The organism is Microcoleus sp. Aus8_D2, from assembly GCF_036702665.1.
GTDB lineage: Bacteria > Cyanobacteriota > Cyanobacteriia > Cyanobacteriales > Microcoleaceae > Microcoleus.
Map to the genome: position 1 here is coordinate 46,717 of NZ_JAUBUN010000044.1, position 17,994 is coordinate 64,710.

At 45.6% G+C, this 17,994-nt stretch carries 14 protein-coding genes; 5 read left to right on the forward strand and 9 right to left on the reverse strand.

The features are described from left to right. Window positions 1-67 precede the first annotated feature (67 nt). The gene (locus QUB64_RS26500) at window positions 68-3,364 is read right to left on the reverse strand and encodes a PAS domain-containing protein (RefSeq protein WP_333275723.1); all 3,297 of its coding nucleotides are present in this window, start codon (window positions 3,362-3,364) and stop codon (window positions 68-70) included. Between the two features lie 414 nt (window positions 3,365-3,778). Beyond that, window positions 3,779-4,393, reverse strand: a complete 615-nt coding sequence (locus QUB64_RS26505; protein WP_333275721.1) for a DUF1802 family protein — start codon at window positions 4,391-4,393, stop codon at window positions 3,779-3,781. Between the two features lie 125 nt (window positions 4,394-4,518). Between QUB64_RS26505 and QUB64_RS26510 the strand changes: the two genes are divergently transcribed. Then, the gene (locus QUB64_RS26510) at window positions 4,519-5,478 is read left to right on the forward strand and encodes an aldo/keto reductase (protein ID WP_333275719.1); all 960 of its coding nucleotides are present in this window, start codon (window positions 4,519-4,521) and stop codon (window positions 5,476-5,478) included. Window positions 5,479-5,740: 262 nt separating this feature from the next. Here the strand turns inward: QUB64_RS26510 and QUB64_RS26515 are convergent, their stop codons facing one another. After that, window positions 5,741-7,690 carry an iron uptake porin gene (locus QUB64_RS26515; protein ID WP_333275717.1) on the reverse strand — a complete coding sequence of 650 codons (1,950 nt, stop codon included), beginning with the start codon at window positions 7,688-7,690 and terminating at the stop codon, window positions 5,741-5,743. 1,035 nt (window positions 7,691-8,725) lie between these two features. On the opposite strand from QUB64_RS26515, the gene QUB64_RS26520 reads away from it, so the two are divergent. After that, the gene (locus tag QUB64_RS26520; RefSeq protein ID WP_333275715.1) at window positions 8,726-9,481 is read left to right on the forward strand and encodes a class II glutamine amidotransferase; all 756 of its coding nucleotides are present in this window, start codon (window positions 8,726-8,728) and stop codon (window positions 9,479-9,481) included. On the opposite strand, the gene QUB64_RS26525 is transcribed toward QUB64_RS26520, so the two are convergent. Next, window positions 9,451-9,666: a hypothetical protein gene (locus QUB64_RS26525; protein ID WP_333394260.1), complete on the reverse strand. Its 216-nt coding sequence runs from the start codon at window positions 9,664-9,666 to the stop codon at window positions 9,451-9,453. The two genes, QUB64_RS26520 and QUB64_RS26525, sit on opposite strands and share 31 nt — an antisense overlap. Before the next feature lie 81 nt (window positions 9,667-9,747). Between QUB64_RS26525 and QUB64_RS26530 the strand changes: the two genes are divergently transcribed. Together QUB64_RS26530 and QUB64_RS26535 are read left to right on the forward strand one after the other, a co-directional pair. After that, window positions 9,748-10,077: a hypothetical protein gene (locus QUB64_RS26530; RefSeq protein WP_333275711.1), complete on the forward strand. Its 330-nt coding sequence runs from the start codon at window positions 9,748-9,750 to the stop codon at window positions 10,075-10,077. A 33-nt stretch (window positions 10,078-10,110) separates the two neighbouring features. After that, window positions 10,111-10,983, forward strand: a complete 873-nt coding sequence (locus tag QUB64_RS26535) for a sensor histidine kinase (RefSeq protein WP_333275709.1) — start codon at window positions 10,111-10,113, stop codon at window positions 10,981-10,983. Between the two features lie 211 nt (window positions 10,984-11,194). On the opposite strand, the gene QUB64_RS26540 is transcribed toward QUB64_RS26535, so the two are convergent. The 4 genes from QUB64_RS26540 to QUB64_RS26555 form a co-directional block, all read right to left on the reverse strand. Continuing rightward, on the reverse strand, window positions 11,195-11,746 hold the full coding sequence (locus QUB64_RS26540; protein ID WP_333275708.1) for a Uma2 family endonuclease: 552 nt from the start codon (window positions 11,744-11,746) through the stop codon (window positions 11,195-11,197). 84 nt (window positions 11,747-11,830) lie between these two features. After that, a complete protein-coding gene (locus QUB64_RS26545) occupies window positions 11,831-11,974 on the reverse strand; it encodes an element excision factor XisI family protein (RefSeq protein ID WP_442921720.1) in 144 nt (47 codons plus the stop codon). Between the two features lie 509 nt (window positions 11,975-12,483). Next, entirely contained in the window at window positions 12,484-13,434 is a 951-nt protein-coding gene (locus QUB64_RS26550) for a CHAP domain-containing protein (RefSeq protein WP_333275706.1), read from the reverse strand. A gap of 223 nt (window positions 13,435-13,657) precedes the next feature. Further along, a complete protein-coding gene (locus QUB64_RS26555; protein ID WP_333275704.1) occupies window positions 13,658-14,137 on the reverse strand; it encodes a glycine-rich domain-containing protein in 480 nt (159 codons plus the stop codon). Window positions 14,138-14,304: 167 nt separating this feature from the next. On the opposite strand from QUB64_RS26555, the gene QUB64_RS26560 reads away from it, so the two are divergent. Further along, the gene (locus QUB64_RS26560) at window positions 14,305-16,803 is read left to right on the forward strand and encodes a tetratricopeptide repeat protein (protein WP_333275702.1); all 2,499 of its coding nucleotides are present in this window, start codon (window positions 14,305-14,307) and stop codon (window positions 16,801-16,803) included. A 282-nt stretch (window positions 16,804-17,085) separates the two neighbouring features. Here QUB64_RS26560 and QUB64_RS26565 read toward each other — a convergent pair whose 3' ends face one another. Further along, window positions 17,086-17,652, reverse strand: a complete 567-nt coding sequence (locus QUB64_RS26565) for a transposase (protein WP_333275700.1) — start codon at window positions 17,650-17,652, stop codon at window positions 17,086-17,088. Between the last annotated feature and the right edge of the window lie 342 nt (window positions 17,653-17,994).

The window sequence follows — 17,994 nt, forward strand, 5'->3', positions numbered from 1 at the left end:
CCCGCCGTGAAAAAAACTTATTGGCAATGGTGCAATATCTCAGTATTACAAACTTGGGGAGAGATGTTTAAGCCGATCGCACTTCCTCTGCTAATCTCATCTGTAGTTCAGGGCGCAAAAGCGGCAAACTCACCGTAAAAGTAGAACCCTGATTCTCGCCCCCACTCTCGGCGGTAATTGTCCCGCCGTGTGCTTCCACTAAGTGGCGGACGATCGCCAGTCCCAATCCCAGCCCGCCATATTTGCGTGTCAGAGACACATCTTCCTGGTAGAAAGAATCAAAAATAGACAGCAAAAAGTCAGGGTGGATGCCTTTACCAGTATCGCTGACGGCAATCGTCGCCCGATCCTCGCAGAGGGCGCAGCTAACGCCCGATCGCTCCAAACGCACCTCCACTCTGCCACCATTGGGAGTAAACTTAATCGCGTTAGAAAGCAAGTTCCAGACAATCTGCTGGAGTCGCACCGCATCGCCCCACACCAGCCCCAGATCCGACAGCACCGGATAAATCTCGATCGACTTCGCAGCCGCTGTCGTTTTCACCGTATCGATCGCAGATTCCACAGCCAAAGTCAAATTCAGCGGGGCTGAGTTCAAACGCATTTTGCCGTGCATAATCCCCGCAATATCCAGCAAATCATCAATCAATTGAGTCTGCAATTTGGCATTGCGTTCGATTGTTTCTAAAGCTTTAGCAGTTTGAGCGGCATTCAAGGCTTGACTTTTTAGCAGTTGCGTCCATCCCAGGATCGGATTCAAGGGCGATCGCAATTCGTGAGAAAGCACAGCCAGAAATTCATCCTTACTGCGGTTGGCTTTTTCCGCTGTTTCGCGCAGAGCTTTTTCCTGCTGTAATATAGTTTCGCGCTGCTCTTCCAAGCATTTTTGGTCTTCTATATCAGTCGCCGTACCAAACCATTTGACCACCTGATGCGATTCATTCTTGACGGGAATAGCTTGGTGCAGAAACCAGCGATACACGCCGTCGCAGCGCCGCATTCTGCCTTCGGCTTGATAAGGGCTGCCCTCTTGTTGAGCAGACATCCAGCGATCGCCCATCACAGAGACATCCTCAGGATGGACAACCGCCGGCCAACCTTCAGCTTGAGCTTGTGCTAGCGTCAACCCCGTGAAATCTAACCAGCGTTGGTTGACATCGAGCAACAACCCCTCAACGTTTGCTGTCCATACCAATTGCGGGATCGATTCCGCTAAATATCGATAGCGTTCTTCGCTGTCGCGGATCTCTTTCTCAGCTTGTTTGCGATCGGTAATATCGATCAGCGTTCCCACGTAGCCCGTCACCGTTCCGTTACTGTCTAGGTAGGGCAGCGCCTGCGTGTAGTACCAAGTAATGCTGCCGTCCGGGTGTACGTGCCTGCCCTCGTTCTGGTAAAGTCCTCTGGGCTCCGGTTTTTCACACCATTGCACCCATTCCCGCCGCAAGCGATCGTTGTCGTCGGGATGCAAAGCTTGCAGCCATCCCATCCCCAAAGCCTCCTCTGCCGATCGCCCCGTCATTTCCCCCCAACGGCGGTTGACATACAGACAGTTATTTTCAAGATCGAACCGGAAAATGGCAGCGGGAGAGGCTTCTGCTAGAGTTCCAAACTGACGTTCGCTTTCTTGCAGAGCGATTTCTGCTTGTTTGCGATCGGTAATATCCTCAGCAATTCCTGTGAACCGATAAATCCTTCCTGTCTCATCTTTGACCGGGAAACAGCGGTCTCTCACCCAGCGTACAGTGCCCGAGGGCAAAACAATCCGGTACTCTTCATCGAACTTACCCTCAGCAGCTTTCTCCTGAAACGCTCGGGCATTTGAGGCGCGGTGTTCTGGATGCACCAAATCATGCCACACCCGATAGTCGTCGTACAAACACTGGGGATTCAATCCCCACAGCCGTTCGTAAGCCGGACTGACATAAAGCACTCGCCCCGAAGGGTAATCGGAAATCCAGAACACAGCATCGATGTTTTCTGCCAACTGACGGAAGCGTTCTTCGCTCTCGCGCAAAATTACTTCGGTGCGCTGGCGCTCTTGCAGTTCGTGTTGTGCTTGTTGATAAAGCTCGGCCTGCCGGATAGCAATGCTCACCTGCTGAGCCAACTGCTGGAGCAAATCAATTTCTAAATGTTGCCACAGGCGCGGGGCGCCGCAGTCATGAGCAATCAGCAATCCCCAACACTGGTTTTCGTGCAGGATCGGTACGACTAGATTTGCCCTGATTTGAAATTGAGCCAGCAGTTCGACGTGACAAGGGTCGATCGAGCCATCGTGAATATCTGTTTTTGCCGTCACCAATCCTTGACGGTAGGGTTCGAGATAACTGTCTGCCAAACAGGGATCGTAGATTTGGGAAGCTAGGATCGATCGCCACCGACTCCCCACAGATTCTGCTACCACAGTCCCGCCGCCATCCGGCTGCAAGCGAAACACGATCGCCCGATCCGTGTCGAGAAACTGTCGCACTGACTCTACGGTTGTGTGCAAAACACTCTCTAAATCCAGCGATTGGTGAACTTGCTGGGCAATCAGCGCGATCGCCCGCTCTCGCTGCAATTGTTGCAGGCGTTCTGCTTCTGCCTGTTTCGACAAAGTGAGGTCTACTACTATGCCGACGAGCCGCAGCGGTTGCCCCGCCCAGTCATAGTAGAGTTGCCCTTTACCCCCTACCCAATGCAGCGAGCCATCGGCCCAGACAGTGCGAAATTCAACTTCGTAGTTAATGCCTGTCTCAAGGGTACTGGCGATCGCCCGACCGATAATCTCGCGGTCTTCGGGATGCACGAGTTGGAGAAAATCTTCATAACTTGCTAGAGAAGTACCTAGCGGTAGACCAAAAATCGGCCCTACCAGATTAGACCACACCACGCAATTGTTAGGAATCTGCCATTCCCAAGTACCCATCCCAGCCGCTTTCAGAGCTAGATGCAAGCGTTCTTCGTTTTGTTGCAACTTGGCGTGCAATTGGGCTTTGTCGATCGTCGCATTCACCGCCAGCCGCAAATTCTCCGGCGTGATTTGTCCTTTAATCAGATAGTCTTGGGCGCCGGCTTTGATGGCTTGGACTGCGATCGTCTCATTTCCTTCCCCGGCTACAATTACAGGCAAATATCGCTGCGATACTATTTTGGTTCGCAGTTGGGCGATAAATTCCAAACCGTCCATATCTGGCAGCCGATAATCGAGCAACACCAGATCTGGCTGGTGCCTTTCCCACAGCGCCAAGCCTTCTTGCCCTAACGGCGCTGCGATTATTTTGTATTGGTACTCGCGATCGCGCAGCAGATACTGCCGGTACTTATGGCAGTCTTCCTGGTTGCGATCGACAATCAAGACGGTGCGCGGGATCTGACTCATTGCACACCTTCCTTGCTAGCGCGATCGATCTTCATCAGGGCTATTTCATTCTCGAAAAAACGAGGGTTTTGTAGGGGTAGTGCCCCCGTGCCTACCCCCCCCACCGAAGAGTTGTCGGTCATTTCAGGCATCGGGGCAACCACAGGGGGATTGCCCCTACAAAGAATGAAATAGCCCTGGATCTTCATGTCGATATCACAGCACCCATCCTGTAAAGTCTGGATGCTTCCCTTCCATTGACGAACATTCATCGGAGCGATCGTACAGATATAATGTGTAATAGATAATTGGAAAACACGAGCCAAACCCAGAAAGTATATTTTTGGTATCGGCTTAAAAAGCCTCATCGTTGCTATCCATACAACAATACCAATACATTCTATCTACTTGCAACAAGTTATACGTGCATAAATTTTAAACCGCCAGCGTTGTGATTTTAGCCAAACCATCTGCATTCGGAGGATTCGCCATCAGACTGCGGATTTCGTTTGAGCGTGTCGCGTATTCTCGATCGCTCAAAACAGCTTCACTGCCCTCCAGCGAAATCGGAGCCGCCAAATCAATCCAAGAACGGCAACCACCGTATTCAGAAATGTAAGGAATTTCTGCTATTTCTGCGAGGCGATAAGCGCGCAGCAATAAAATATAAATTGGCTGATTTTGTTTCCATTTCAGGCGATCGGCGACAAATTTTTCATTCCAAACATGGTAAGGAAACAGCGCCTTAATTGCTGGCTCCCAAGCCACCAAAAAAGCATCAGTAATCTCAGCCCAACTGCCAATCCTAATATTTTCTGGATGCCAACCAGATTCTACAGTTTTTACCTGACTCGCAAAATCTGGCTTTAACAAATCCGGCTGTTGGTGTTCAAAAGTTGGATACAACAAAACCTGCTTGTCAGCCACATTAAAATGTCCTGCTTGCTCGCGAATGCCGCCCTTTCGCAACAGCACAATCGTTCTGCCTATTTCCAAAGCATCAACGGCTACATTCCATTCTTTAAGCGCACGAGTAGTGGTGGATTTCATAGGAATTTATTTGGGTTTTACCAAAGCGATCGAATTGGTAGTTAAAAGCAATTGTAGCAAATCTTTTCTGTTAAAATTAGATAGCTTGACAATAAATAGTAAAAAACAAAATTAGGGCTACAGCTATGGAAAAGCGACAATTGGGGACATCGGAAATTCAAATTACCCCGATAATTATGGGGACTTGGCAAGCCGGGAAGCGGATGTGGGTGGGAATTGACGATGCCGAAACTGTCAAAGCCATGCGTGCCGCTTTTGAGGCCGGTATTACCACCTTTGATACCGCTGAGGTTTACGGCGAAGGACATTCCGAACAAATTATCGGTAAAGCGCTGTCGGATGTGCGATCGCAAGTAATTTATGCTAGCAAAGTCTTCGCCAACCACCTGAAACCCGATTTGGTAGTCGAGGCGTGCGATCGATCGCTAAAAAACCTCAACACCGATTATATCGACCTTTACCAAATCCACTGGCCCGCCGGCACTTGGAATTCCGAAGCTGTACCAATTGCCGAAACCATGGACGCCTTGAACAAATTAAAGGAACAGGGGAAGATTCGGGCGATCGGCGTTTCCAACTTTTCCCGCGCCCAAATAGCAGAAGCCGCCCAATACGGACGCATTGACAGCTTGCAACCGCCCTATTCTCTGTTTTGGCGCTGGGTAGAAAAAGACGCTATGCCCTACTGTACCGAAAATCATATCTCAATCATCGCCTATTCATCTCTAGCTCAAGGAATATTGACAGGTAAATTTGGGCCAGAACACAAATTTGCAGAAGGAGATCACCGCGCCAAAAATAAGCTGTTCCTCAAAGAAAATTATGCCCGAGTGCAAACAGCATTAAATCAACTCAAGCCAATTGCCGATCGCCACCAGACAAGCTTAGGAAACTTAGCATTAGCATGGTTGATTGCGCAGCCGCAAACCAATGCAATTGTCGGCGCCCGCGACGCAGAACAAGCCGCCGACAATGCTAAAGCTGCTGAGGTAAAATTGAGTCAGGAGGACTTAAAAGAGATTGACGCGATCGGGCGAACCGTCACCGACCATTTAGACGACAACCCCGTCATGTGGAACTTCTAAAATAGTTAATTTCCCAAAGTTTGTAGCGAGCATTTTAATCAGTTATATCATGTCCCGTCGATGACCATAACAAAAACGGATCTGTGCGGACTGAAGTCCGCAGCATGAGAGCGGACTTCAGTCCGCACTACGAGCCTTACTTATTGTGGTCAATCGACCGGACATGATATTACTCATGCTGCTGGCAAGAGTGAGCTCGCACTGGCTCGCTGATTGAGACTTTTGCAGTGCCATTGGACTTGAGCGATCGCTACAAACCCAATCAAAAAGAGAACGAAGTTCTCAACACACCAACCGTAATCGGATCGCTATTGCGACTGTGATCTGGTTCAAAAATCAACATAAATCCCGGAGTAACACTGATATTATCATTCACCTGCCAGCGGTAGAAGACCTCTACATGAGTAGTCGTTCCCGGTTGGCCACCTTTGCGCCCTAAACCCGTATCTAAAAAATCAGGAATGTTGTTTCCTGTCGGTAAATTGCTGCTGACAATTTTAGGAGGTTGCCCGATATAAATACCCCCCAAATTTCCGGTGCCAAACAAATCTGGAAAATTCACAAATACCATATAATTGGTAGTTGCCACACTCCCAGATTTACCGGGAATCCGAGAATTAGTATAACCTGCCCAACCTCCCAGGGAAACCCGCGACGAAACCCGCCAATTTAAACTCGCTCCCACAGCATTTGTTTGCAGAGATGCTGACTTTCCCGTCCTAGGATTGACAGCAGTTAATTGGCTGTCTCCCGCGAAACTAATCAAATTGCCGTTAGGCGAATAGTCGTTGACATAATAAACCGTAAGATCCACGGGATCGGCGGGAGTCAGAGTTAATTGCAATCCCAGTGTATTGTGTCCGGTAGGCCCGTTAGAACTGACAAAAAATCCGGGGACAGTAGTAGAATAAACTGCTTGCAAACTCGCTCTTTTGGCAAATTGCCAGTCAATACCCGCGCCGCCTTGACCAAAACCAGTATTCAAAATAGGGTTTCTTTGAGCGAAGGTTGAAATCGGGCCAGAAGCTGCACTTTCTGCTCGATTCGGCCCTCGGAAACCGCTAATCATGTTAACTCCCGCTGTCCCTGCAAATACTGCCAATTTATCGCCGACTAGAAAGCGATAGTTAAGGTCGCTAAGCGTCAGGGTAGAACTTGCGCCGAAATCGTAAGCAAGGTTTACATCTTCGGTTAATTGGGGTGAAGTGCTCCCGTTCTGACTTAAAAGACCGATTAATAAGTTACTGCGCGGGCTGAATTGAGCAGTCAAAGATATCTGACTTAAAACGATCGTATTGACATTTGTACCGGGGTCTTTGGTATCTCTTTTGCCGTCTCTGGGATCGCGATCTGCACGGTTGGGACTGCGGCCTTGTATCCCCACAACTGTGAATCCTGACAGCTTGACTATGGGCGAAAATTGATTGGCTTTGAGTTCTGTTGTTCGCGCTTCTAACAAGTCGGTGCGCCCCCGCAGCACGGCGATATCTGCGGCAAATTCTTCTTGCACTCTTTGGATTTTTACCAAATCTTCTCCCTTGACTCGATTCTCATTTCCTGTGCCGATTAATTCGCTAATTTTATCTAAACAAGCATTGAGTCCGGCGGCAAATTCATACCTAGTTAAAGCGCGATTTCCGCGAAAAAATCCGTCGGGATATCCAGCTATGCACCCGTATCTTTCTACTAAGGATTGCAGTGCTTGAAATGCCCAATCGGTGGGTTTTACGTCGCTGAGTTGAGCAACAGATGTGACTTGTTCTGTGCTTTCCTCTGCGACAGTTTCACCCTGGTTTTCAATAGTCGCGGGAGATGCAGGTAAATTCCCATCGACTGGGATATTCTGATTAACTGATGGAGCATTTTCGGCTAACATTTTCTGGGCTGAATCAACCGCAATTTCCGTAGGGGCGGGTTCACCCGGGTTTTGAATAGTAGCGAGAGATTCAGGTAGACTGGGTGAGGATGTTTGAATATGCCGATCGACAAATTGCTGATTTTGGGGTAAGATGGTCTCCGGTGCATCAACGGCAATTTCCGCAATTGCCGCAGTGGCGGGTTCACCCTGGTTTTCCATCCCAGCGGGTGATGCAGGTAAACTTGGTTCTGCTAGGGCCCGAAGGCAAAATAATCCCTGCAATCCCCATCCCAGGATTAAGCCGGTGAGAATTTGTCGATTTGGGCGATCGTCTTTTTGATTGAGATTTTTCATTTTCAGTTGTTATACTTGGTGCTTGTTGATTGAATATATGTGATATCATGTCCTCGGAGAACTCCCATTATAAAATTGGTTTGATCGTTCGGAATGCGAGTCCTCAAAATCAGAGGACTCGCATTCCGAAGGCTCAAACCGTTTTTACTAGGATTAACTGACAGGACATAATATAAAAACGGGACGGGCCGATCAAAATTGATGCTGTGAAATTAAAGATATTAGTAGTGAACCGCCCCGGAGCAACCTGAAAATTACTGCGGACGTGTAGTTAATGTAGCCAACATTAGACACTTGCTAATTGTCGCCAAAAATAACGCGCCATTTCGGTCATGTTTTGGCTATTTAGCTATCCAAATTCGATCGCATTGCCATTAATCTGATTGATTTGATGGGGAGTTGCGAGATAGGCATCGAGGTGCTGGTCAATGCGATAACTGATACCAGTTTAAAAAAGAATGTAACTCTAGTCAAGCTCCCAAGCAGATAAAATAAGTTATTTCCTATTTTTGAATTTCCCATCTAAAATGCTATGACTTTTTGCTGCAAGTGAATTCCCAGTTTATTGACCAATTTTTTACCCCGCCCAAAAACGGGTACAAGCCCCGACTTCAGTCATGGAAGTCCCAAAAAATTAGATTCCTGTTCAAGCTCCGGTGATTCATCTGTGGATTAAATCGAAAATCGAAAACTTGTTCGCTCGCGAAGTCGAAGAATCGAAAATCGAAAAATCGAAAAATGGAAAATCGACTGAGCGTTTCGCAGCCATAGATACCCCGTCAGCCCTACATCAGCGAAGATTTGCAACATACACGGAACAATCAAGACTGCGGGGATACGCGACTGAAATTTGGGGCATCGCCTTTTTCTGAAATCTCAGTAACATTACGGTTGACCATCCAAAATTATTATGTTTTTTCGAGCGTGCCAAATCAATTCATACTATAATGGTATCATCGTAAATCCGTAGCTGCCAATAGCTGCGGCATCCATCCAAACTCCAGAAATTTAAAAGCTATGTGCCAATTACTGGGAATGAACTGCAATGTTCCAACAGATATTTGCTTTTCTTTTGAAGGTTTTTCTGCAAGGGGCGGCAGAACAGATATTCATCAAGACGGTTGGGGAATTGCTTTTTTTGAAGGTTTGGGATGCCGCCTGTTTATAGACTCGAAACCTGCGATTGCTTCTCCACTTGCTGAAGTAGTGCGTCGCTATCCCATTCATTCAACTAACGTTATTGCTCACATCCGCAAAGCTACCCAAGGCGAAATTGCTTTGGAAAACTGCCACCCTTTTATTCGGGAAATTTGGGGGCGCTATTGGGTGTTTGCTCACAACGGAAATCTGGAAAACTTCAATCCTAAAATTCCTGGATTTTACAAGCCAGTCGGCACAACTGACAGCGAAAAAGCTTTTTGTTTGATCTTAGAAATCTTGCGAGAAAGTTTCCCTGAAAATAAGCCGACTTTGACGGAAATTTACGCGGTACTCAACGAAATTACTAAAACTTTAGCAGCTAAAGGAATTTTTAACTATTTACTTTCTGATGGAGAACACTTGTTTGTGCACTGTTCTACTAATCTGCATTATATTGTGCGACAAGCACCTTTTGCCAGCGCGCACTCGATCGACGAAGATGTGACTGTCGATTTTCGGGAATTGACCAAGGAGGGCGATCGCGTGGCGGTTATTGCTACTTTCCCGCTTACTGATAATGAAGTTTGGACGCAAATTAAACCGGGAGAATTGCTGGTATTTCAGGATGGTTCGCCCGTCATCTTAAGCTGAAAGTGAGAAAGCAAAATTAATAAAGTATAAAAAATCCGACTTATATTTCCCAATCCCACTCCCTTCAGATATTCTGTCCAGTTTGCTTGCAGCACAGCAATTGCTAGTGTTACCATAAATATTGACTCCGGCAATTTGGCGAATCTTAAAGCTCTACCAAAAAGTCTTAGTGTATCGTTTCGCACTGACCTAGTTCCGCTCTAATTAATAGCTGTTGTGCAGATATCAATTTTACCTAGAATACTTTCAAAGAGTAATTCACATCTATGAATTTCGATACTTTATTAATAGTTTCCTTGCTAATGATTGCGACAAAAGCGGGATTTATGCTCTTGTCAATAGTCAAAACTCAAACTATTTTTACTCTTCTGCAAGAAGAAGTTGGACTTAGAGCTTGGAAAAGTTTGCGATTCTTGATGTGTTTTTTTCTAGTTGGATATTGCCTAGCTTTTTTCTTACTTGTTACCCATAAGTGGGAATTCCTTCCTATTTTGATTGGCTTAGTATTTAGTCTGGGTTCACTATTTGTTTTACTTAATATTAATCTCTATCACAATACCTTGCAGCAATTATTAACAACACGAGTTAGTCAATAAATTTACCATCAGGCTCAAGTCGAAACAGAGACTATGTTAATTGAGCTGAAAAAGACACAGGCGAAGCTGATTCAGAGTGAGAAAATGTCCAGTCTCGGACAAATAGTGGCAGGTATTGCCCACGAAATTAATAATCCTGTTAGTTTTATTCACGGCAATCTCAGATATCTCGATCAATATACTCAAACGATACTGCACCTGATACAGCTTTATCATCAATATTTCCCGCATCCTCCTACTGAAATTCAAACTGAACTAGACGCGCTAGATATTGATTTTATCAAAGAAGATTTTCACAAAATATTGCATTCTATGAATGTCGGAACGACCCGGATAAAAGATATTGTATTGTCGCTGCGTAACTTTTATCGTATGGATGAATCCGAGTTAAAAGCAGTCGATATTCACGAAGGAATTGATAGCACTCTGCTAATTTTAAGTCATCGCTTTAAGGCTACCTCATCTCGCCCCGAAATTCTGATTATCAAAGATTATAAATTGCTGCCAAAGGTTGAGTGTTATGCCGGACAATTAAACCAAGTATTTATGAATATTTTGGCTAATGCGATTGATGCTATTGATGAACAAAATGTTAAAAAAAACAGCAAGCAAGTTGAGTCAAGTTTGAGTAAAATTACTATTAGGACATCTAGAGTTAATGAATACATCGAAATTGCGATCGGCGATAATGGATGCGGCATATGCAAATCGATTCAAGGGCAAATATTCAATCCATTTTTTACCACAAAGCCGATCGGTAAAGGTACAGGAATGGGACTGTCTATTAGCTATCAGATTATTTGCGACCAACATCACGGTCAGCTAAATTGTTCCTCAAGTCCCGGAAAACCCACAGAGTTTATCATTCAGATTCCGATTCAGCAGAAAATGGGCGATGGAAAATAATGCAGAAGGAAGCAGGAAGTTCGTTAACGGAGGTCAGGAATAAGGAATCTTGGGCGATCGCCTCTGATGTATGATTTTGTGATGCTATGTTCTGCGCGAGTGCTAAAATTGTGGCATGATGGCGAGCGATAATTTCAGTCGCTGCTAAATACTTGTCCGCAGCGATCGCCAAAATAGATAATAACTTGGGTTAAGCCTATTTTAGTAAATATCACGTGCTGACGATCGCACTTACCGACACAGCTACATCGGGAAACGCCAGCGGGTTAACGATTCCGGCGGTTAGCGTCAGCTTGGAAGTGTAATCTCCATCAAGAGGAGCTCGAAATACTATGAGGTGTCTTCTTTTGAGGTTAATCACCCAGTATTCAGGGATTCCGACTTCCGCGTAGATTTTCGTTTTCGTCTCCAAATCTTTAACGAGAGTGGAATCTGAGTATTCTATCAGCCAGAAAATGTTTTCGGGATAGGGGTGATGTTCGAGATACGTGCGGCCCAATCGTTGTACGATCGCAATATCGGGTTCTGGTTCTGAGTCGTGAGGAAGCGTAATCGGCTTGGCTGAACGGATGGTAGCGCGATCGCCCAACAGCCGGATCAGATATTCTCCGGCTTCGCTGCTAAAATAAGCGTGGGGTTCCCCTTCTGGCGATATTTCAACAATTTGTCCCTTCAGCAGTTCGACGCGCCGATTTTCCAAGATGCGCGAGGAGATCATTTGGTGGTATTCGTCGATCGACCATTTAACTGCAATTACGCTCATGGCGAAGGTTTTTGATGGCTGGTCTAATTTTAGATTATAGGCGAGTGTAGGTCTGTCTGCACTGGTGGGCGATCGTAAAAAACTTCACGCCATAGTGACAACTGCTACAGTGTTTCCCAACATATCAAATAACTCAACCTCGTGAAATGCCAACACGATATCTTCCTTGGGAACTCCTGCTGCTACTAAATCCGTTGCAATCCCATATTCTGTCCAGTCTTCCTCAATCCAAAATTTTCTCTACTTCTTCTCTAAACTACCGCGCGGGGTTGAGAAACCGGGTTTCTTCCTAAATCTTGGTGGGGATGCCTAAATTATCGGATAAACCCGGTTTCTTGGATGTGCGCGAGGGCTCTGTGCGCGGGGTTCAGAAACCGGGTTTCTTCCTAAATCTGGGTGGGGATGCGTAAATTATCGCAGAAACCCGGTTTCTTGGATGTGCACGAGGGCTCTGTGCGCGGGGTTCAGAAACCGGGTTTCTTCCTAAATCTGGGTGGGGATGCGTAAATTATCGGATAAACCCGGTTTCTTGGATGTGCGCGAGGGCTCTGTGCGCGGGGACTCAGAAACCGGGTTTCTTCCTAAATTTTGGTGGGGATGCTTAAATTATCGGAGAAACCCGGTTTCTTGGATTGGCGCGGGGACTCAGAAACCGGGTTTCTTCCTAAATCTTGGTGAGGATGCTTAAATTATCGCAGAAACCCGGTTTCTTGGACTACTCCTTTCCTCTAAGCAAATTAAACAAACTTAAAGTCGCTACGGGAAGGTGTGACGTTGAAGCTCAAATCCGTCACGTTCTTAACTACTGCTAGGATGTCGCCGCCGGAGGTTTGCACCAGAGTGTCATTGCCTTGACGAGTCAGGCGATACTGACTAGAATTGCCGCGCAACTGGATGTAGTCATCGCGGAAGTTGTAATCGACAATAGTCGCCTGACCGTTTCCTAGGTAGAACATTCCCTGGCGTGAGTTCCCCAACACAAAGGTATCGGCCCCCGCTCCACCTTCAAGAGTATCGAAATCGGGGCTGTTGAAGCTCGCGTAGCCGTCGAGGTAGTCGTTGCCGGCACCACCGTTCAGGTAATCGTTACCGGCTTCACCATAGAGGGTGTCGTTGCCAGCGTTACCAATCAAGGTATCGTTAGTATTGGGTGCCGATAGACGATCGGGTCCCTCTGTGCCTCGCAAGACCTGACCAGAAGTTGATGGAGGAGAGGGTGGTGTAGTGTTCCCAGCGAGACTAATAAACTTAGCATCGCGGTATTTAGTGGTGCCAGGTGCGATCGTCCGAGAGTTAAATGAACCCCTGGCTGTGTCCCAGTTGGCTTCTGTAATCGTCAAAGAGCCGTCACTATTGACGCGCTCAACAAAGCCAACGTGCCCAACAGACCCAGCACCACCAGTGTTTGCCTCCCAAACGATAAAGCTGTTTGCGCTGGGAGTTTTGCTCCACGTCACCGCTTGATTATCCCACTCACCAGCGTTCCCGCGAATCTTCGCACCTACACCCGAGTTTGCATTAACTAAGCCTTTCTCAACGGCTCGACCGAAAGCAAACTCGGTACACCAAAGCCAATTGCGACTAGCTGGTACTCCATTGGGGTTGCCAACAGCAGCGAAGGGGTTGACGGTAGAGTTGGTGTAGCTACTTGAATTAAGATTGATTCCAAAATCAGACGGTGAAGGCATGGATTTTCCTTTTTTACTACTAATCTGTTCTGTATTTGTATCGGACAAGAAAATTCAAAGTTATGCGCTTTACATAACCCGCTTCGCACTCAATTAATGCGTGTTTCAATGGTTAGATAAATTCATAACTGAACTCCCAGCAATCACAAATTGGTAATCGCGATCGCACTTATTATCTAAGCAGGAGAGCGAGCATTGCCTAGCCTCCTGCTGTGGGAGAAGATTAGCTATCGCTAAAACTTAGCTGGTCGTCACAGCCTCCAATGCTGTAAATAGCAGAAATATTCTGAAAGACCAGCCGTCCAAAGTGCTTTTGCTGAGCCTCAATTAATTTTTGTCGAGCACGCTCAATTCTTTGAGGATCATTCTTCTCTTCTTCTGGAAAAGGATTATGGTGGATGAACTGACCAGCCACTGCATTGCAGAACTCTGCGTAGTCCTTGGTATGCAGTATGTGACCGTGCCATATCTTGTCGATTTCCAGGGATGGCACATTTAAGCTACTATTAAATACACCACAGAGGTAGATGAAGCAGCGATACTGCTTTACTAACTCATCAATTCCTTCGTTCAACTCTGGATGATTTTTGAGGACGTAGGTAACAACAGAATCAAGATTAAAGTCTGAATCTACGACTTCTCCGTTTCGCTGTTCTATGTCTTCTGTGCGATCGCGATCGTATCCTTTATGTTGTTCAGACATCGCAAATTACCTCCATTACCTTTTGAAATTGGTGTCAAAGTCGATTTCGATTCGTTACACCTTTTAGCATGATGGATGTTTTAAGCGATCGCTAGATCAATTAAGATCAGTAAAAGGCTAGTTCTAGCCGATCTAAACTGATCTTGACAAAACTAGCAGTAGGCTCTATGATCTCGAAGCTCAAAACTTGTTCGTCAGTTAAACAAATTCTTAAGAAAGCTAGAGAGCAAGAAATGTGGACTCTCGATAATAAAGAGCCGCTTCGTCGAGCCAGTAAGCTTCTAGACCCTAATTGGAAAAAAGAAGACTATTTCTATCCAGGAGTAAGTCACGAAAGCTGGAAATTTTTTCTATACGGAAAGCGTCCTATCAACGCTGATATTTTCAAAGCTTACTGTCAAGTTTTCAAACTCAACTGGGAAGACATTGCTGAACCTAGTGAAATTCAGGAACCAGCGCAACCTGTGGCTGCTGCTAAGCTCGCACTTCCCCCACCCCCAAACCTAAATTTTGTGGGACGTGAAGAGGCGATCGCCCAGCTTAACACCCGTATCAACCAAGGAGCAAAACTCATCGTCATCCAAGGCCCCGGCGGTGTCGGCAAAACGACTTTAGCGAAGGAATATCTCAAGTCTCAGGGTTTTGACTTAGTGGTGGAACTGCTGATGGCAAAGGAAAAAGAGAATATTACCCCAGTCGAAAGTGCGATCGAAGAATGGCTGAAGCAGGACTTTCAGGAAGAACCAGGGCGGGAGTTTGGAATTACCCTTGCGAGACTGAAGCGACAACTCCAGATACGCAGAGTAGGGATATTAATTGATAATTTGGAACCCGCGCTAGATGGACAAGGCAGATTTATTGAACCCCATCGCCGCTACGTTGAATTGTTACGAGTTTTGGCTGATTCGTCGCTACAATCCGTGACGCTGATTACCAGTCGCGAGCCTTTGGCTGAATGTGGGGGTATCACTAACTACTCGTTACCTAGCCTCAATGAACAAGCGTGGCAAGATTTTTTTAGCCGCCGCGATCTTGATATAGATGCAACAACTCTCAGGGAAATGCACAAGGCCTATGGTGGCAATGCCCTAGCTATGAATATCCTCTGCGCTCCCATACAGAGATATGGAGGTATGGTAGCCTATTGGCAAGAATATCAAGTCGAAGCTGGGTTATTGGTAGAGTTAGCTGTAAAAAACCTTGTCGAAGAGCAGTTCAAGCGTTTAGAAGAAATTTATCCTGAAGCCTATAAACTACTCTGTCGTTTGGGATGTTATCGCTATCAGGATGTGCCGACAGTCCCGACTGAGGGGTTATTGTGTTTGTTGTGGGATGTGCCAGAAAGACAGAAGCGGCGGGTAATTGAATCGTTGCGAAATCTGTCGTTAGTTGAGTGTCAGAATCGAGAGTATTGGCTGCATCCGGTGATTCGGGAAGAGGCGATCGCGCGGTTGAGGGAAAGTGAATATTGGGAAGAGGCTAATCGTAAAGCAGCAGAGTTTTGGTTTAGCAATAGCTCTGAAATACAATCAAGAGATGATTCTATTAAAGTTTTGGAATCGCTTAACCATTACAGTAAAATCTCAGCTTTTGATAAAATATTTGAACTTTTTGAAAAAAACGTTAATTTACCAAAAAGCTATGAAAAAATTAGAGATCAACTAAGATATTGGGGATATTCTCAACAACTAATCGATCTTCTCGGCTCAATAGATGGGAAGTTATTAGCGATAGATAGTCAAGCACAAAGATTAGGAACAATAGGCGTGTGTTATTATTATCTCGCCAAATACAGAAAATCCCTTAAAAGTATGCAAAAAGCCGAGCAATTATTCAAAGACCTAGAAGATTGCTATTACTATAGTTGGGCTGTTTATTATATGGCTAAAAACCATCTGCGTTTGGGTAATTTCCCCATATCTATTAAGTATTTTAATCAAGCTTTAGAAGTATCAGATAATTTGAAAAATACAAAAAAGTTTAACGATGGTTGCGAAATCAGGTCATTAAATGGATTAGGTAGTTTGTATTGCAATAAGGGAGAGTATAAAATTGCCATTGACTACCTGCAAAAGGCGTTGAAAGTAGCTGACAGTGGTGGCAAGCAGTATATAAGAGAAAAAGCGGATGCACTTGCTTACTTAGCTGAGTGGTATTTGGCGACTGATAATATTACAAAAGCAATAGACTTGACAAAAGATGCTATTGATTTTTTCGATCAAATCAAAGATCATATCAGTGAGGTATTTGCTCAATGTATTTTATGCCAATCCTACCTAAAAACAGGAAATTTTGTATTAGCCCAACAAGCTATTGATAATGTTGACAATCTTTCTAGGCTAGTTCATTTGTCGTCACATAATTATGTTAAAACCACTTTGATTCGCACCAAAGCATTGTTTTATTTTCAAGCAAAAATGGATACTAAAAAGGCGATTGATTTGTATCAAGAAGCAATCGAGATAAGCAGACAAATCGGGGCTAAATGCGACCTAGCTGAAGCTTACTATCAACTCGCCTTAACTTATCAAAAGATGGGTGTGATTGACCAAAGTCAGGAAAATTTCGATAAAGCGATTCAACTTTTCGAGGAAATGGAAGCACCCAAGCAAGTTGAGAAAGTGCGGCGGGCAATTGGATTTGGGGGTGATGCTGCGGGGAGTTAGAAACCGGGTTTCTTCCTAAATCTCGGTGATGATGCTGAGATTATCGGAGAAACCCGGTTTCTGGGATGTGCGCGTGGGCTCTGTGCGCGGGGGGTTGAGAAACCGGGTTTCTTCCTCAATCTGGGTGAGGATGCCTAAATTATCGGAGAAACCCGGTTTCTGGGATGTGCACGGGGCTCTGTGTGCGGGGGTTGAGAAACCGGGTTTCTTCCTAAATCTGGGTGAGGATGCCTAAATTATCGGAGAAACCCGGTTTCTGGGATGTGCGCGCGCGGGGTTTTCCTATTCTTCAAAGGTTAAATGCTGGATTAATCGATCGCTAGTTAAGTCTTCTAAAAAGTTACGATAAGTATCTGCTGAGTTAAATTGCGATCGCACTCGATCGATTTTAGGTAAAGTTCCACGGCGCAAATCAATATATTCTTGATAGCTGGAAAATTCCCAATCCTCGGCTTTTTCGACTATATTAGCACATACTGGGTTTAGGTGAATATAACGAGTCAGATGTAACAAATATTCTTCTGTATCTACATGAATCGCCTGAAACCGCCCCTGAAATAGTGAACCCACCTTGTCATAGCGGTTATTGATAGCCTTGGCATAGGACAGAGTAAACGCCTGCATCAGCTTGGAAAAACGATCGGTTGTGAGATAAACTAATAAATGATAGTGGTTGGGCATCAAACAATAAGCAATAATATCGACACCACGAGCAATCAGATGGTGTCTTAATTGGCGTAAAAAATAAATATAGTTGTCTCGTTCAAAAAAAATAAGCTGACGGTCATTACCTCGGTTATAAACATGATAGTAATTACCCGTTTGTAAGATAACTTCGCGACGTGGCATATTATACTCTCTGCGTGGGGTTGAGAAACCGGGTTTCTTGGATGTGCGCCAGAGCTCTATGCGCGGGGACTCAGAAACCGGGTTTCTTCCTAAATCTTAGCTACAATGCGTAAACTATCGGAGAAACCCGGTTTCTTGGATGTGCGCGAGGACTCTATGCGCGGAGACTCAGAAACCGGGTTTCTTCCTAAATTTTGGTGAGGATGCCTAAACTATCGGAGAAACCCGGTTTCTTGGATGTGCGCCAGAGCTCTATGGGCGGGGGCTCAGAAACCGGGTTTCTTCCTAAATTTTGGTGAGGATGCCTAAACTATCGGAGAAACCCGGTTTCTTGGATGTGCG

What these genes read in the sequence shown, in the direction of transcription:
- QUB64_RS26500 (WP_333275723.1), bottom strand. Translation starts at nt 3,364, where the DNA reads ATGAGTCAGATCCCGCGCACCGTCTTGATTGTCGATCGCAACCAGGAA.
- QUB64_RS26505 (WP_333275721.1), bottom strand. Translation starts at nt 4,393, where the DNA reads ATGAAATCCACCACTACTCGTGCGCTTAAAGAATGGAATGTAGCCGTT.
- QUB64_RS26510 (WP_333275719.1), top strand. Translation starts at nt 4,519, where the DNA reads ATGGAAAAGCGACAATTGGGGACATCGGAAATTCAAATTACCCCGATA.
- QUB64_RS26515 (WP_333275717.1), bottom strand. Translation starts at nt 7,690, where the DNA reads ATGAAAAATCTCAATCAAAAAGACGATCGCCCAAATCGACAAATTCTC.
- QUB64_RS26520 (WP_333275715.1), top strand. Translation starts at nt 8,726, where the DNA reads ATGAACTGCAATGTTCCAACAGATATTTGCTTTTCTTTTGAAGGTTTT.
- QUB64_RS26530 (WP_333275711.1), top strand. Translation starts at nt 9,748, where the DNA reads ATGAATTTCGATACTTTATTAATAGTTTCCTTGCTAATGATTGCGACA.
- QUB64_RS26535 (WP_333275709.1), top strand. Translation starts at nt 10,111, where the DNA reads ATGTTAATTGAGCTGAAAAAGACACAGGCGAAGCTGATTCAGAGTGAG.
- QUB64_RS26540 (WP_333275708.1), bottom strand. Translation starts at nt 11,746, where the DNA reads ATGAGCGTAATTGCAGTTAAATGGTCGATCGACGAATACCACCAAATG.
- QUB64_RS26550 (WP_333275706.1), bottom strand. Translation starts at nt 13,434, where the DNA reads ATGCCTTCACCGTCTGATTTTGGAATCAATCTTAATTCAAGTAGCTAC.
- QUB64_RS26555 (WP_333275704.1), bottom strand. Translation starts at nt 14,137, where the DNA reads ATGTCTGAACAACATAAAGGATACGATCGCGATCGCACAGAAGACATA.
- QUB64_RS26560 (WP_333275702.1), top strand. Translation starts at nt 14,305, where the DNA reads ATGATCTCGAAGCTCAAAACTTGTTCGTCAGTTAAACAAATTCTTAAG.
- QUB64_RS26565 (WP_333275700.1), bottom strand. Translation starts at nt 17,652, where the DNA reads ATGCCACGTCGCGAAGTTATCTTACAAACGGGTAATTACTATCATGTT.